We start from the raw sequence: 15016 nt of genomic DNA on the forward strand, positions 1-15016 counted from the left end.
AGCCAACACCCAGTCCCCGGGCGCAGGTCACAATGGTGGGATGGAGATTTCCCCGACGCCGGCCGCCCCCGCCCCGCTGACGCCACCGGCGGAACGCCGGCATGAGGTCACGCTGCGCTTCCTCGCGGCCCCCGCCGACCGTGGCAAGGCCGGCACGGTGGATGCCGGCCGCGTGCTGGAATGGGTGGACAAGGCCGCCTTCGCCGCCGCCACAGGCTGGAGCGAGAGCTATTGCGTCACCGCCTATGTGGGCAACGTCCACTTCGAATACCCGGTCGAGGTCGGAGAGATGGTCGAGATCACCGCCACGGTCCTCTACACGGGCCGGTCCTCCATGCACATCAACACCATGGTGCGCTCGGGCGATCCGAAGACGGGCGGTCTCGCCGAACGTGCCCGCTGCCTGGTGATCTTCGTGGCCGTGGACGCGGAGGGCCATTCCACGCCCGTGCCGGAGTTCGTCCCGCGCACCCTGGAGCAGCAACTCGCCCGCGACTACGCCAGGTCCCGCATCCCGGTGCGGGACACGATCTCGGCCGAGCTCCGGGGGCAGCAGTACACCGAGGCCGGCACCGCCGAGAAGGTGGTGCTGCGCTTCCTGGCCGAACCCACGGACGTGAACTGGGGCGGCAAGGTCCACGGCGGGATCGTCATGGAATGGATCGACTCCGCGGCCTACCTCTGCTCCTCGCGCTACTGCGGCCGGGACACCGTGGCGGTGTTCTCCGGCGGCATCCGCTTCCTGCGTCCCCTGCACATCGGGGACCTCGTGGAAGTGGAGGCCCGCCTGATCTACACGGGGAACAAGGGCATGCACATCGCCGTCGAGGTCCGGTCCGGAGATCCGAAGGGACGGGAGCTGGCCCAGACCACGAATTGCATCACGGTCATGGTGGCCCGGGACAGCTCCGGGACGTCCGTGCCCGTCCCCACCTGGGCACCGGTCAGCGAGGAGGACCGGAGGCTGTGGCAGCACGCCCGCACCCTGCTGGAGATCCGCGGCCGGGCCCCGGGTAACCGGCTGCCCAACCACCTGCTGGAAGAAGGAGAGCAGCGCTGATGGCCGACCACTACTGGGATGTGAACCTGCCGGGCCCCGCCCCAGGCGAGGAGGCCGCGATGGTGACGGCCGCCGTCGAGCAGGTGGGTGGGCGCCAGCTGGCCGACTGGGCCGTGCGGCTGCTCAGTGGCCGGGCACGCCCCGGGGATGCCGGGGATCCGGACATCGCGCTGATCCGCGAGAACGCGGACACCGTGGACCCGGACCTGGCCCTGGACCCTCATCTGCCCCGAATGCTGGGTGCCCGCGTACTGGTGCACCACTGGCATCCCCGGGCCGCCGATGCCGTGCTGACCGGCCTCACGGACGAGAGCGCAGCAGTGCGCCGGACGTGTTGCCGGGTCGTCGCGGCCCACGGGGCGGAGGGCCTGATGCCCGCGGCCCGGACGGTCGAGTCGTTGTTGTCCGACCCGGATCCTCGGGTCCGCAGCGCCGCCGCGCGGGCCCTCGGCGAGGTCGGCGCGGAGTCGACCGCGTCCGCCCTGCAGAGCCTGCTCATGGACCCCGATTCGGTGCTGGCCTCAGCTGCCGAAGAGGCCCTGGACCGCCTGGCCGAGCGTTTCGCCCGGCCAGACCTGCGCGCCGAACCGGAGTACTGAGCCGCAGTACTGAGCCTGCATCCGCGCTCACAGCCGGACCGCCTGCCGGACTGCCTGCCGGACCGCCACCGGGCGGTCATCTACTCGACGCGGAACTGGACCTCATGCCAGCCACTCGCGCCGTCAGGCACGGTGTCCGCACGGTCCGAGGTCTGCACCTCGCCGTCGCGGTTCACGGCGCGGACCCGGGCGGTGTGGTTGCCGGACTCGCCCTCCCAGTCCAAGGACCACTGCCGCCAGGTGTCCACGGTGGCCTCGGCCGCCAGGGTGGCGTCCTGCCAGGCCCCGTCATCCACCTGCACCTGGACCCGGTCGATGCCGATGGTCTGGGACCAGGCCGTGCCGCCCAGGACGGTGGCGCCGGCGGGCAACGCCTCGAAGCCCCGCGGGACATCGATCCTCGAGGCCAGCTTGATCGGGCCGCGTTCGGCCCAGCCACGGTCCGTCCAATAGGCGGTCTTGTCCGCGAAGCGGGTGACCTCCAGGTCCACCACCCACTTGGTCGCCGAGACGTAGCCGTACAGTCCCGGCACCACCATCCGCACGGGGAAGCCGTGCTCCAGCGGGAGCGGCTCCCCGTTCATGCCGACCGCGAGCAACGCGTCGCGTCCGTCGGTGAGGATGTCCAAGGGGGTCGAGGCGCTGAAACCGTCGACCGAGGTCGAGAGCACCATGTCCGCACCCTCCTGCGGCCGGGCCCGGGCCAACAGGTCCTGGAGCGGGTAGCCCAGCCACTTGGCGTTGCCGGCGAGCTCCCCGCCCACGGGGTTGGACACGCACGTCAGGGTCACCCAGCTCTCCTGGAGGTCCAGCTCCAGCAGTTCGGTGAAGCTCAGGGTGAACTCCTCCTCGACCATGCCGTGGACCCGCAGTTCCCAGGTGGAGGGGTCGATCCGGGGCACGGCCAAGGCCGTGTCGATGCGGTAGAAGTCGCCGTTGGGGGTGACGAACGGAGGCATCCCCGGGGCCGGTGCTCCCACTCCCTGGGGCAGGGGTGCCGCCGTTCGGCGCGCCCCGGGCAGGCGCAGGGCATCACGGGTGGCGACCGCGGCCGTGCTGGCGGCGGAGAGGGCACGGCCACCGGCCATGGTCGCCACGGCCACCACCGCCGTCAGGCCGGCGCCGATCAGGAAGGTGCGTCGTGCCGCCTCGGGCCGTCCGCGGGCGGCCGCACCACCGTCGGTGGGCTCCGGGCCGGGACGGACCGGGACGGTGCGCCGGTGCGCCAGCCGCACGAGCCAGTTCAGCGCCGCGATGCCGGCCACGCCACCGAGAACGGTGGGCAGCAGGTCGAGCCATCCGGTCGCCGGCCGGCTCAGGACGGCCGCGCCCAGGAGGACGGCGATGGCCGCACAGAGCACCGAGGCGAGGGCGAGCCGGCGTCGGGCGATGAGACCCAGGATGGCGGCCAGGGCCAGGGCCACCACGCCCATGGACACCATCAGCACCAGCTTGTCCGCGGTGCCGAAGACGTCGATCGCGAAGTCCTTCAGCCAGGCGGGAGTGATGTCGATGAAGGCCGCCCCCACGGCCACCAGGGGTGAGGACACCGGGGAGAACAGCGCCGAGGCGATCTCGGCGATGCCCAGCAGGAGGGCGGCGGCAAGGGCTCCCGAGGCGGCGAAGGGCCAGCCGCGGGCGGAGCCTGGTTCAGCGTGCCTCGTCATGGCCATCGTTCTTCTCTCGTCGGTGGCGCCGGGCGGCGCCTGCCTCTGGCGGCGGATGCGCCCGGCGGCGGATATGGACAGTATCGGTGGTCAAGAGTGGCGGATGCGGGAAGTGGCCGGCCCTGTACCGCCTTCGGTACTGGACCGGCCACCTCCGCGCCGTCGATGGTCGAGCCGTCCATCGATCCGTCCCGGTCCCTGCACGGGTCACTGAACGGATCGATGAACCGGCTCGTCCGGTGGAGGATCAGTCCATGGCCGGCATCAGCACGGAATCGACCAGGTAGACGGTCGCGTTGGCGGTCTGGACGCCACCGCAGATGACGTTGGCGTCGTTGACGGTCAGCTCGTCACCGCTGCCGGCCACCTCCAGGTCATCGCCCTGCACGGTGGTGTGGGTACCGGCGATCTCGTCCGGGGAGATCTGGCCGGGGACCACGTGGTAGGTGAGCACCGAGGAGAGCATGTCGGCATCCTCCACCACGGCGTTCAGGTCGGCCTCGGGGATGGCGGCGAAGGCGTCGTCCACCGGGGCGAACACGGTGAACTCGTCACCGTTCAGGGTGTCCACCAGGTTGACGTCCGGGTTCAGCTCGCCGGACACGGCCGAGGTGAGGGTCGTCAGCATGGGGTTGTTCGAGGCGGCCACGGCCACGGGGTCCATGGCCATGCCCTCGACCGAGCCGGCACCGTCAGGAACCTCCTCGGCATAGGCGGCGCAGCCCGGGCCGACCAGGTTGGCGGCCGGATCCATCATGGACTCCGAGGCGCTGGCAGATCCAGAGCCGGACTCCATGGACTCCTCCATGGAAGGCGAGGAGGACATGGAGGATTCGGACGAGGCGGCCGCCGAGGAGGAGGCCGGCTCGTCTGCGGCGCCGCCACAGGCGGTCAGTCCGAGGGCCGTCACAGCGAACAGTCCCAGCATGGTGTTGCGCATCGTGGTCTTCATGATGACTACTCCTTGAAGTGTGTGGAACTGCTGTCCCACGGGTGCCTCCCCCGGTCTTCCGGGCGGGCTGTCATGGAGTATTCGGAGCCACCCCGCCGGCGGATGGGTCCGGATGGTGAATCGGCAGAACTTTTTTTCAGCCACTAACCTGGAGACACCATGCAATGCCCCCATTTCGACGCCGGCGAGTGCCGTTCCTGCCCCCTGATGGGCGTGCCCTATGCGGAGCAATTGGACCGGAAACAGGCCGGCGTCCGCCGCCTCCTGGATCCGGTGGCCGGCATCCGGGCACCGGATGGCTCAGCGCTGTGGCTGAACCCCGTCCCCTCGCAGGAATCCGGCTTCCGCAACAAGGCCAAGATGGTGGTCACGGGCACGGCCGAGAACCCCCGGCTCGGCATCCTCGATCCCCGCCAGCACCCCAAGCACCATGACGGCACCGGCGTGGACCTGCGCGACTGCGGCCTCTACGAGCCGGCCCTCGGGGCGGCCTTCCCCGTGGTGGCGGAGGTCATCACCACTGCCGGGCTCACCCCGTACGACATCGGCACGCGCACCGGCGAACTCAAGCACGTCATCATGACCCTCTCCCCCTCGGGCCGGCTCATGATCCGGTTCGTGCTGCGCTCCCGGGACCAGCTGCCGGCCCTCCGCGCGGCCGTCCCCACCCTGCTGGCGGCCCTGCCGCACACCGACGTGGTCACCGCGAACCTGCTGCCGGAGCACCGCGCCCTGCTCGAGGGGCCGGAGGAGATCCACCTGGCCGGGGCGCCGACGCTCACGATGCCCCTCAACGGCATCCCCCTGAACCTACGGCCGCAGGGCTTCTTCCAGACCAACACCGCCCTGGCGGCCAGCCTCTACGCCCTGGCCTCGGAGTGGCTGGACACCACGGACGCCACCCGCGTCTGGGACCTGTACTGCGGTGTGGGCGGCTTCGGCTTCCAGCTCGCCGAGGTCCGCCCGCACGACGGCGGCCGTCCCGGCCCGCTCCCGGCCGGCACCGAACGCACGGTGTGGGGCCTCGAGACGTCCGCGGACGCCGTCGCCGCCGCCCAGGTGACGGCGCGGGACCTGGGCGTGCAGGACCGCGTGCGCTTCGCCGTCGGGGACGCCACCGCGATCCCGGCGGGACGGGTTCCGGGCCGCGCCCCTGACCGCGTCCCGGAGGGGCCGCTGGCCGGGGGCGCCGGCGAGGGGCCCGCGGAGTGGCCGGACGCCGTCGTGGTCAATCCGCCGCGGCGCGGCATCGGCTCCGAGCTGGCGGACTGGATCCAGGCCTCCGGCATTCCGCACGTGCTCTACTCGAGCTGCAACGCGGCCACGCTGGCGCGGGACCTGGAGCACCTGCCCGGTTACCGTCCGGTGCGGGCGCGGCTGCTGGACATGTTCCCGCAGACCGAGCACTACGAGGTCCTGATGCTCCTCGAACGGCGCTGACCGCCCGCCCCTGCGATCGCCCTGCCCGAATCACCTCGGGTTGATCCGCTCCACGTCCCCCTCGTTAGGCTGGGCCCCAAACCTGTGGCCGGGTCCATGCAGGGGACTGACCGCGACATGCCGAGGCAACCGCCCGGGGAACAGGAAGGCTTCATGCATCCACTGACTCGTCCCGTTCAGCTGACGGGCCCCGCCCGCCGCCACACCCTCCGCCACTTCCGGGCGGTCATCTTTGACATGGACGGGGTGGTCACGGACACCGCCGGCGTGCACGCCCGGGCGTGGAAGGAGCTCTTCGACGCCTCGCTCGCGGCGGTGGGCACCCTGCCCCACAACCTGGCCACCGTGACCGCGGACCCGCGAGCGCTGCGGCCCTTCGACCCCGTCACGGACTACCTGCAGTTCGTGGACGGCCGGCCCCGGGAGGACGGCGTCCGGGCCTTCTTCGCCTCCCGCGGACTGGTGGTGCCGGAAACCCCGGAGGCGCTCACGGAGTTGCCTGGCCCCGGGGCTCCCGCCAGACCGGAGGCGGCTGCGGAGGGGGCCGACGCCGGCGCCGACGGTGCGCTGACCGTGCAGGCCCTCGCGGCCCGCAAGCAGGGGTTCTTCGAGGAGGTCCTGGCGCGTGAGGGCGTCGAGGTCTTCCCGGAGGCACTCGCCCTGCTGACCCAGCTGCGGCACGATTCCGTGCCCACCGCCCTGGTCACCTCCTCCCGCAACTCCGCGGCCGTGCTGGGCGCGGGTCACGTGGAGAGGCTCTTCGACGTGGTGGTGGACGGCAACACCGCCCTGGAACGGGGCCTGCCCGGCAAGCCCGATCCGGCGATGTTCCGGCTGGCCGCCCAGCAGCTGGGGGTGGAACCGGTGGACGCGATCGTCCTCGAGGACGCGGCCTCCGGGGTGCAGGCGGCGCACGACGGCGGCTTCGGCCTGGTGGTCGGTGTGGACCGGGCACGGGACCCGGACCGTCTCAAGAACGCCGGCGCGGACGTGGTGGTGGAGGACATCACCGTGCTGCACCTGGAACAGCGCACCACCCGGCCCTTCGATCCGAACTGGGTGCTGGCCTATGACGGGTTCGACCCGGCAGAGGAGGGCGCCCGGGAGGCCCTCTGCACCCTGGCCAACGGCTACTGGGGCACGCGAGGCTCCGTCCCCGGCACCACCGCCGGCCCCCATCACTACCCCGGGACGTACGTGGCCGGCGTCTTCAACCGGCTGACCTCCACGGTCCAGGGCAAGACGGTGGAGACCGAGCACATGGTCAACGCCCCGGACTGGACCTCCGTGCTGGTCACCCTGGACCACGGCGAGGAGCTGGTGCCGGGCAACCCGAACCTGGTCTCCTACCGCCAGGAGCTGGACCTGCGCCGCGGGCTGCTGAGCCGCACCATGCGGTTCCGGGATGAGCACGGCCGCACCACCCGGGTCAGCACCCGCCAGTTCCAGTCCTTCGCCGGCCACCACCTGGCCGCCATGGAACTGACCGTGGAGGCCGAGGACTGGACGGGCACGGCCACGGTGCGGTCCCTGGTCGACGGCCGCGTCGCCAACCAGAACGTGCCCGATGACCGCGAGCTCGCCTCCGACCACTGGGAGCCGGTCCAGACCCGTGAGATCGACGGGGAGACCGTCCTGCTGGAGACCGTGACCAGCCAATCCCGGCTGCACGTGGCCACCGCCGCCCGGACCCGCTTCCAGTCCCCCGCCGACGCACCCGAACCGGTCCGCACCCCGGTGGAGCTGGGCCCCCGGGTGATCGGCCATGACATCGGGATCGAGCTCGCCGAGGGCGTGCCGGTGATGTTCGACAAGATCGCGGCGGTGGCCAACACCCACGATCACGCCATCTCCTCGGTCTGGCACAACGCGGCCAAGCGCATCGAACGGACCGGTTCCTTCCGCCAGCTGCTGACCTATCACGAGGAGATGTGGGGCATCAACTGGTCCCGCTTCGCCGTGAAGCTGGACCAGGCCCCGGAGCAGCACGGGCACCTGTTGCCGCCGGCCACCCGGCTCGACACCACCGAGAGCCTGGTCCGCAAGGGGGCCAACCAGCGCCACCAGCTGGCCCTGAACCTGCACACCTTCCACGTGCTGCAGACCAGCTTCGGCTCCCGCCGGGACCTCGACGCCGGCCTGGGCGCCCGTGGCCTGCACGGCGAGGGCTACCGCGGGCACATCTTCTGGGACGAGATCTTCATCTACCCCATGCTGACGCTGCGCCGGCCGGAATTGACCCGCGGCCTGCTGATGTACCGCTACCGCCGGCTCGGGGAGGCCCGTGCCAACGCCCGCGCCGAGGGCTATCAGGGCGCCATGTTCCCCTGGCAGTCCGGGTCCGACGGCCGCGAGGAGACCCCGACCGAGCTGTGGAACGAACGCTCCCAGGAGTGGATGCCGGACAATTCGCACCACCAGCGGCACGTCTCCCTGGCCGTGGCGTACTCCGTGCTGCGCTACGTGGAGGCCACACAGGACCAGACCTTCGTCTCGGACTACGGCGCCGAGATGCTGGTGGAGATCTGCCGGTTCTTCGTGTCCATGACCCACTACAACGCCGAGCGCGGCCGGTACGAGCTGCACGGTGTGATGGGTCCGGACGAGTACCACGACGGCTACCCGGACGCCCCGGGATCCGGCGTGCGGAACAACGCCTACACCAACGTGCTGCTGTCCTGGGTGCTCTCCGAGACCGTACGCCTGGTGCACTGGCTGGACGGGCTGGACGACCCGCTGACGGAATGGCTGGACGTCTTCGAGGACGAGCTGGAGCACTGGGCGGACCTCAGCCTGCGGCTGCGGGTGCCGTTCCAGGCCGGCGGCGTCATGAGCCAATTCGACGGCTACGAGGACCTGCTGGAGTTCGACTGGGACAGCTACCGCGCCACGTACGGCAACATCGGGCGGCTGGACCTCATCCTGCAGGCCGAGGGCGACACCACGAACCGCTACAAGCTCTCCAAACAGGCGGACGTGCTGATGCTCACCTACCTGTTCTCCTCCGAGGAGCTCCAGGGCATTCTCGCCCGGATGGGGTACCACTTCACCTCCGAGGACTTCACGGCCACCGTGGACTACTACCTGGCCCGTACCTCGCACGGATCCACCCTGTCCCGGCTGGTCCACGGCTGGGTGGCGGCCCGCACGGACCGCTCCAGCTCCTGGGAACTCTTCCAGGAGGCCCTCGAGGCGGACCTGTCCGACACCCAGGGCGGCACCACCCGCGAGGGCATCCACCTGGGGGCCATGGCCGGCACCGTGGACATGATCATCCGCTGCTACGCCGGCGTGGAGACCCGCGCGGACACCCTGTGGCTGCACCCCCTGCTGCCCGTGGAACTGCCGGGCCTGCAGTTCACCATCCGGTTCCGCCACCAGCCGCTGAGCGTGCGCATCACCCAGTACTGCATCACCCTGGAGTTGCTGGACGGCTCCGCCCACCCCATCCACCTCAACGTGGAGGGCCGGGACAAGACCATGCACCCGGGCGAGAAGTGGACCGTGCCGCTGCTGAACCGCCACCCGTCCCTGACCGCCTCCGTGGACCCCATGGCGTGCGTCTCCCCGGACGCCAACCGGCTCGGCATCCTCTGACCCCCCCTCTCCCTCGTTTTGCGGGCAGAAATAGGTACTTATTTCTGCCCGCAAAACGAGGGAGCTGGTTTCGGGTGGGGTCATCCCCTGGTTGTACACCGCGGGCCACAGGTTCACCCTCCGGTGTCTTCTGCGGCAGCCCTCCCGGCGGGCACTCTGGAGAACATGAGCACGCCGACCCTGATCCCCGCCTCCACGTCCATTTCTGCCACCGCCGACTGCACCGCCGCCCCCGCCGCTGACTGCACCGCCAACTGCACCGCCGCCACCCCCTCTGCCTCCCCCGCCGAGGACCTCCGGGTCATCACGATCCCGGCCTCGGACGGCATGATCGAGCCTGCCCACCACGTCATCTCGGCCTCCAGCTACGCCGCTGACATCACCGACTCGGTCGCCGAGACCGGCCCCGCCCGCTCGAAGTCCACCGGCCGCGGCCCGGCTCTGCTGGGGATGTTGCTCGCCATGATCGCCGTGGGCACGTTCCTCACCCAGTTCACGGAGGCCGGACAGGAGATCGTCCTGGCCTCGATGCTGGTCTTGGGGCTCGCCACGGCCGGCATCACGCAGGTGCTCGCACTCCGTGCCAGAATCCACCCATGAGCTCTGATTCACCCGGCACCCCGCTCTCCGGCTCTCCTTTCGGCTCGTCGGCAGCGCCCGACACTGCCCGGCGCACCATCCCGCGGTTCATCCCGCCCGCGGTGCCCGTCGTCGCCGCTCCGATGGCCGGCGGACCCTCCACCTGGCAGCTCGCAGCAGCGGTCTCGGCGGCCGGCGGCCTGGGCTTCCTGGCCGGTGGCATGCGTCCGGTGGACGAGCTCGTCGAGGACGTCGAGGCGGTCCGCAGGTTCACGGACCGGGCCGTCGGGGTCAACCTCTTCGTCCCCGAGCCGGCCAACACCGCCATCCCCACCGCCCGCAAGGCACCAGGCTCCGAGGCACGACGCCGGCGCGCGGCCCAGGTGGCCGCCTACCGTTCCACGCTGCTCGCCGAGGCGGCAGTCCTCGGTGTGGATCTGCCCGGCGCTGACGCCCCGCCCGCCCGGAGCCCGGCCGTGGACCCCGACGCGATGGACGGCTGGGACGCCAAGCTGGCGGCTGCTGAGGCCGGCGCCTGGCCCCTCGTCACCTTCACGTTCGGCCTGCCCGCGCCCGAGGTCTTCGACCGCCTGCACGCCGCCGGCTGCGTCCTCGGGGTCACCGTGACCACCGTCCAGGAGGCAGCCGCCGCCCTGGCCCACGGCGCCGACGTGCTCAGCGCCCAGGGGCCCGAATCCGGCGGACACCGCTCCGTCCACGACCCCGCGGCCGCCCCCGGCACCGCCGCCCTGGCCGAGCTGCTCGCCGAGGTGCGTGCCGGCGTCGGGCCCGAGGTTCTGCTCTTCGCCGCCGGCGGGATCATGGACGCCGACGCGGTGCGTGCCGTGCTGGCCGCCGGGGCCACCGCCGCCCAGTGCGGCACCGCGTTCCTGCGCGCCGAGGAGGCCGGCACCTCCGCCCTGCAGCGCGAGGCCCTGGAGCAGGCCGCCGCCGGCACCGGCTTCGCCCGGCGCGACGGCTCCGCCCACACTGCGCTGACCCGCGCGTTCTCCGGGCGCTGGGCGCGGGGCCTGGAGAACCGATTCATGCGGGACCACATCGACGCCCCGGCCGCCTATCCGGAGGTCAACGTCCTGACCCAGCCCCTGCGGGCGGCGGCCACCGCGGCCGGTGACGCGGAGGCCGTGAGCCTGTGGGCCGGCGTCGGTGCCGCCCGGACGCGGGTGGCACCGGCTGCGGAGATCCTGGGGGATCTCGCTCCGTGAACCCGCTGCGCCGGATCGACACCTTCTTCCGCCAACACCCGGTCATCACGGATGTGCTGGTGGCGTGCGTGTTGGTACTCCTCTTCTCCACGCTGTCGATCGGGGCTGCGGCCCCCATGTCGGGTTCGGGCGCGTCGTCCATGGGCTGGGAGATACTGGCATTCATCATCTCGGTCGGCCAGCTCGTCCCGTGGGCCATTCGCCGGTGGCGGCCCGTGCTGGCGGCCGGCATCACGGTGTTCTTCTGCCTGATGCAGCTGCTGATCGGCCCGGACCTGCTGCCCTCGATCGTGATCGTACCGATGATGGTGCACAACCTCGCTGCGAACGGGCCCCGATGGGCCTCGTTCGCCGGACTCGGCACGGCGATGGCCGGGGCCGTGCTCAACGGGCTCAAGATAGCCTACGCCCCGCCGTCCTTCCTGGATCCGGGCGCGGACCTGATCTCCAACAACGCGTCGATGTATGGCGACCCCACCCAGCAGGCCGTGATCGCCGCGTCCTTCGCCGTGGGGGCCGCGGCGATCGTGCTGGCGGCCTGGGCCTTCGGCGACCTCGCCCGCACCCGCCGCCTGGCCATGGAGCAGTTGCGGGACCGGGCCCGGCAGCTCGAGGTGGAGGCGGCCCAGGAACGCGAGCTGGCGGCCGCGGACGAGCGGAACCACATCGCCCGGGAGATGCATGACATCGTCGCCCATTCGCTGCAGGTCATCATCACCCAGGCCGACGGCGGCCGGTACGCCGGTGCGCATGACCCGCAGGTGGCCGTCAACACCCTGGGGACCATCTCCGAGACCGGCCGCAAGGCCCTCGGGGAGATGCGCCGGCTGCTGGGCGTGCTGCGCGGGCCGGAGGCCACCGAGTTCCACCCGCAGCCCGGGCTGGTGGACCTCGATGACCTGATCAACACCATCCGGCTGACCGGATTGGACGTGGACTACTCCGTGGTCGGCAACGCCCGCCGGCCGCTGCCGACCGGCGGCGAGCTGGCGGCCTACCGCGCCGTGCAGGAGTCCCTGACCAACACCGTTCGCCACGGAGGCCCGAATGCCCGGGCCACGGTCTTGCTGAGCTGGACCAACACCGGTCTCGCGATCGACGTCACGGACAACGGCCGCGGAGCAGCCGCCTCGGAGTCCACCAAGGGCTCCCAGCAGGGCCTCCTCGGCCTGCGCGAACGCATCGCCCTGTTCGGCGGCACAGTCCAGGCCGGTCCCCGGCAGGGTGGCGGCTTCTCCGTCCATGCCGCAGTCCCGTACCAGGAGATCTGATGCCGCTGCTGCACCTCCGTCCTCATCCAGAGGACATCGCCCCACCGGGTCCCCCACGGGACATGTCCTCTGGGTGTGGACAGCGCGAAGAGCCGGACAGGAGATGATGGAACCGTGACTGAGACCCCGCATTCCGCACCCATTCGCGTGGCCCTGGTGGACGACCAGCAACTCGTCCGCTCCGGCCTGGCCATGCTCATCAACTCCCAGCCGGACCTCGAGGTCGTAGCCGAGGCCTCGAACGGCCGGGATGCCGTGGCCTCCCCCGCCGTCCGCAGCGCAGACGTGGTGCTGATGGACATCCGCATGCCGCAGATGGACGGCATCACCGCCACCCGCGCCCTGCTGCCCCAGGTGCCCGACGCCGGCCGGTCACCCGACGCTGCGACCGCTGCGGGCGTCAGCTCCAGGGGCTCCGCCGGCTCAGCACCGGCTGCGGCCGGCCGCCCCGGCTCGGGTGGTCGCGCCACGCCGGGCGGGCCGGAGGGTGGCCGTACGGACCCCCCGAGTTCGCTGGGAGGTGCCACCGCGGGGGCACCGGAGGGACCGCGCGTCGTGGTGTTGACCACGTTTGATCTGGACGAATACGCATTGGAGGCGATCGAGGCGGGGGCGTCCGGCTTCCTGCTGAAGGACGCTCCGCCGGAGGAGCTGCTCGCGGCGATCCGCACGGTGCACCGCGGGGATGCGGTGATCGCGCCCTCCACCACGCGACGGCTCCTGGATCACATGGCGCCGACCCTGCGCCGTGACCAGGCCGCCGACGATCGGCGTCAGCGGGAGACGGCCGCCGTGGACTCGTTGACGCCGCGGGAACGCGAGGTGCTCGGGCTGATGGCGCGCGGCGATTCCAACCAGGAGATCGCCGCCGGGTTGTTCCTCTCGGAGGCCACCGTGAAGACCCATGTGGGCCGCGTCCTCGCCAAGCTCGGGGCCCGGGACCGCGTGCAGGCCGTGGTGACGGCCTACCGGGCGGGACTGGTCAGGCCGTAGCCGCGATCATCCCGCGGCGGGCAGGAACAGCAGGCAGGCGAAGCCCCAGATCACCAGGCAGGCCAGGAAGAACGGCATGGTGACCCGCAGCAGGGCGCCACGGCTGAGCGTCCGCCCGGGGGTGTCCTCCCGCACGTGCGGTTGGGCCAGCCGGTAGGCCAGCTCGATCCGGGCGGGGCTCGTCAGGCAGCCGAGGCCGGCGGCGGCGTTCTGCCCGCCCATCACCCAGAGCGGCTCCACCCCGAGCGCATGGGCGGCGGCGGTCTGAGTGCCGCCGAACATCGAGTTCGCCCCCGTGTTCGAGGCGGTGATGTAGCCGCCGAGGCCGCCGATGAAGGGCACCAGGAACAGGAATCCACCCCCGAGGGACGTCAGCGCAGCGGCCAGGCTGTCCGCCAGCCCACCACCGGAGATGGCGTAGCCCAGCAGCAGGTAGAGCCCCGTCGGGATGGCCGTGCCCAGCCACATCCGCCCAGTCTCGCGCGGCAGCAGCCAACGGTGGTGCCGTTCCATGGCCAGGATCCACACACCGGCGAGGGCACCACTGATGGACCACAGGGCCGGAGAGCCCAGCACGGCCCCGATGCCGTTGGGCAGCAGGGTGCGCTCGATGACCTGGCCGGCGATCGTCCCCAGGAGCAGGATCAGGTACGGGGACAGGTACCGCCAGGGGGTGGGCTGGAGCTTGCCCCGGCTGATGATCACCGCCCACAGTGCGGCCATGACCAGGGAGCCGACGGCGCCGGCCACGGCCGTGCCGAGCAGCAGGTTGGCCACCACGACGACCGAGCCCTGGACGAGTCCGGCGGTGAACCCGGTGGCGGCCCACACGGCATAGGCCTTCCACGTCAGTCCGCCCCGGTGGACTCCCGCCTCGCGGGAGCCACGCCCCGCCACGATGGCGGCCAGGGTGCCGCCTCCCACGAAGGCCACGATGTTGAAGGCGCCGGAGGCCAGGCCCATGTCCATCAGCGGGACACCGGCGATCTCGGCGCCGAGCAGGGTGCCCGGGGCCATGGACCCCCACGGCGCCACGGTGAGGCCGAGCAGGGACAGCAGCGCCGCCCGCAGCGGCGTGAACCCCAGGGCCAGCAGCAGCGGCAGACCGATGATCACCGAGACCCCGAAGCCCGTCACGGACTCCAGGAACGGCACCACGCCGGTCACCATCAGCAGCGCCGTGGACACGGTGGGTCCGCCACCGGCGGAGAGCCAGATCGCGATCCGCTGCTGACCGCCGGTGCGGTCCATGACCCGGGCCAGCAGGATGCCACCGCCGATGATGGCCAGCACCTCCACGACCGTCCCGGCACCACCCCCGAAGGCCGCCCCCAGGTCACCCCAGGGGGTGGCGAACCAGGCCACGGCGATCACCAGCGCGGCCATCAGACCGGCACCGGGAGCCACCCAGGAGGGGAGTTTCGTCGGGAGTAGTCCTAGGGTCAGCACGATCGGCAGCGCCGCCATGACCACATCCACTGACGGCCTCCACTTTCTGCTGGACATCCCTGTTCACGGGATCCGGACTCGGTTCCCGCACCGTCGAATGCTACCCCTGACCGCGGACCCCGGAGCCACGGCCGGGTCTACGGTGGAGAGGGACCGTGACTCAGCGTCATGCACTCATCCGGA

At 71.5% G+C, this 15016-nt stretch carries 11 protein-coding genes; 8 read left to right on the forward strand and 3 right to left on the reverse strand.

Going from position 1 to position 15016, the window contains the following annotated elements:
- The first annotated feature begins 40 nt into the window (after positions 1-40).
- Positions 41-1060, forward strand: a complete 1020-nt coding sequence (locus AB0333_RS13735) for an acyl-CoA thioesterase (RefSeq protein WP_366219235.1) — start codon at positions 41-43, stop codon at positions 1058-1060.
- Entirely contained in the window at positions 1060-1659 is a 600-nt protein-coding gene (locus AB0333_RS13740) for a HEAT repeat domain-containing protein (protein WP_366219236.1), read from the forward strand. The genes AB0333_RS13735 and AB0333_RS13740 overlap by 1 nt, the downstream gene beginning before the upstream one ends.
- Before the next feature lie 80 nt (positions 1660-1739).
- On the opposite strand, the gene AB0333_RS13745 is transcribed toward AB0333_RS13740, so the two are convergent.
- Positions 1740-3326, reverse strand: coding sequence for a molybdopterin-dependent oxidoreductase (locus AB0333_RS13745; protein ID WP_366219237.1), 1587 nt, complete (start codon positions 3324-3326; stop codon positions 1740-1742).
- A 247-nt stretch (positions 3327-3573) separates the two neighbouring features.
- Positions 3574-4278, reverse strand: coding sequence for a fasciclin domain-containing protein (locus AB0333_RS13750; protein ID WP_366219238.1), 705 nt, complete (start codon positions 4276-4278; stop codon positions 3574-3576).
- 159 nt (positions 4279-4437) lie between these two features.
- Here AB0333_RS13750 and AB0333_RS13755 point away from each other — a divergent pair, with 159 nt between their 5' ends.
- The 6 genes from AB0333_RS13755 (at position 4438) to AB0333_RS13780 (ending at position 13384) form a co-directional block, all read left to right on the forward strand.
- Positions 4438-5718, forward strand: coding sequence for a methyltransferase domain-containing protein (locus AB0333_RS13755; RefSeq protein ID WP_366219239.1), 1281 nt, complete (start codon positions 4438-4440; stop codon positions 5716-5718).
- A 153-nt stretch (positions 5719-5871) separates the two neighbouring features.
- Positions 5872-9315 carry an HAD-IA family hydrolase gene (locus AB0333_RS13760; RefSeq protein WP_366219240.1) on the forward strand — a complete coding sequence of 1148 codons (3444 nt, stop codon included), beginning with the start codon at positions 5872-5874 and terminating at the stop codon, positions 9313-9315.
- 165 nt (positions 9316-9480) lie between these two features.
- Positions 9481-9915, forward strand: coding sequence for a hypothetical protein (locus AB0333_RS13765; protein WP_366219242.1), 435 nt, complete (start codon positions 9481-9483; stop codon positions 9913-9915).
- On the forward strand, positions 9912-11120 hold the full coding sequence (locus AB0333_RS13770) for a nitronate monooxygenase (RefSeq protein ID WP_366219244.1): 1209 nt from the start codon (positions 9912-9914) through the stop codon (positions 11118-11120). The genes AB0333_RS13765 and AB0333_RS13770 overlap by 4 nt, the downstream gene beginning before the upstream one ends.
- The gene (locus AB0333_RS13775) at positions 11117-12391 is read left to right on the forward strand and encodes a histidine kinase (RefSeq protein WP_366219245.1); all 1275 of its coding nucleotides are present in this window, start codon (positions 11117-11119) and stop codon (positions 12389-12391) included. The genes AB0333_RS13770 and AB0333_RS13775 overlap by 4 nt, the downstream gene beginning before the upstream one ends.
- Before the next feature lie 114 nt (positions 12392-12505).
- Positions 12506-13384, forward strand: coding sequence for a response regulator transcription factor (locus AB0333_RS13780; protein WP_366219246.1), 879 nt, complete (start codon positions 12506-12508; stop codon positions 13382-13384).
- 6 nt (positions 13385-13390) lie between these two features.
- Here AB0333_RS13780 and AB0333_RS13785 read toward each other — a convergent pair whose 3' ends face one another.
- On the reverse strand, positions 13391-14851 hold the full coding sequence (locus tag AB0333_RS13785) for an L-lactate permease (RefSeq protein WP_366219247.1): 1461 nt from the start codon (positions 14849-14851) through the stop codon (positions 13391-13393).
- Positions 14852-15016 lie beyond the last annotated feature (165 nt).

It is taken from the genome of Citricoccus sp. NPDC079358 (genome assembly GCF_040702545.1).
GTDB lineage: Bacteria > Actinomycetota > Actinomycetes > Actinomycetales > Micrococcaceae > Citricoccus.

Coding starts and splice junctions, on each gene's coding strand:
- AB0333_RS13755 (WP_366219239.1), top strand. CDS start 4,438: ATGCAATGCCCCCATTTCGACGCCGGCGAGTGCCGTTCCTGCCCCCTG.
- AB0333_RS13765 (WP_366219242.1), top strand. CDS start 9,481: ATGAGCACGCCGACCCTGATCCCCGCCTCCACGTCCATTTCTGCCACC.
- AB0333_RS13770 (WP_366219244.1), top strand. CDS start 9,912: ATGAGCTCTGATTCACCCGGCACCCCGCTCTCCGGCTCTCCTTTCGGC.
- AB0333_RS13735 (WP_366219235.1), top strand. CDS start 41: ATGGAGATTTCCCCGACGCCGGCCGCCCCCGCCCCGCTGACGCCACCG.
- AB0333_RS13785 (WP_366219247.1), bottom strand. CDS start 14,851: ATGGCGGCGCTGCCGATCGTGCTGACCCTAGGACTACTCCCGACGAAA.
- AB0333_RS13745 (WP_366219237.1), bottom strand. CDS start 3,326: ATGACGAGGCACGCTGAACCAGGCTCCGCCCGCGGCTGGCCCTTCGCC.
- AB0333_RS13760 (WP_366219240.1), top strand. CDS start 5,872: ATGCATCCACTGACTCGTCCCGTTCAGCTGACGGGCCCCGCCCGCCGC.
- AB0333_RS13740 (WP_366219236.1), top strand. CDS start 1,060: ATGGCCGACCACTACTGGGATGTGAACCTGCCGGGCCCCGCCCCAGGC.
- AB0333_RS13750 (WP_366219238.1), bottom strand. CDS start 4,278: ATGAAGACCACGATGCGCAACACCATGCTGGGACTGTTCGCTGTGACG.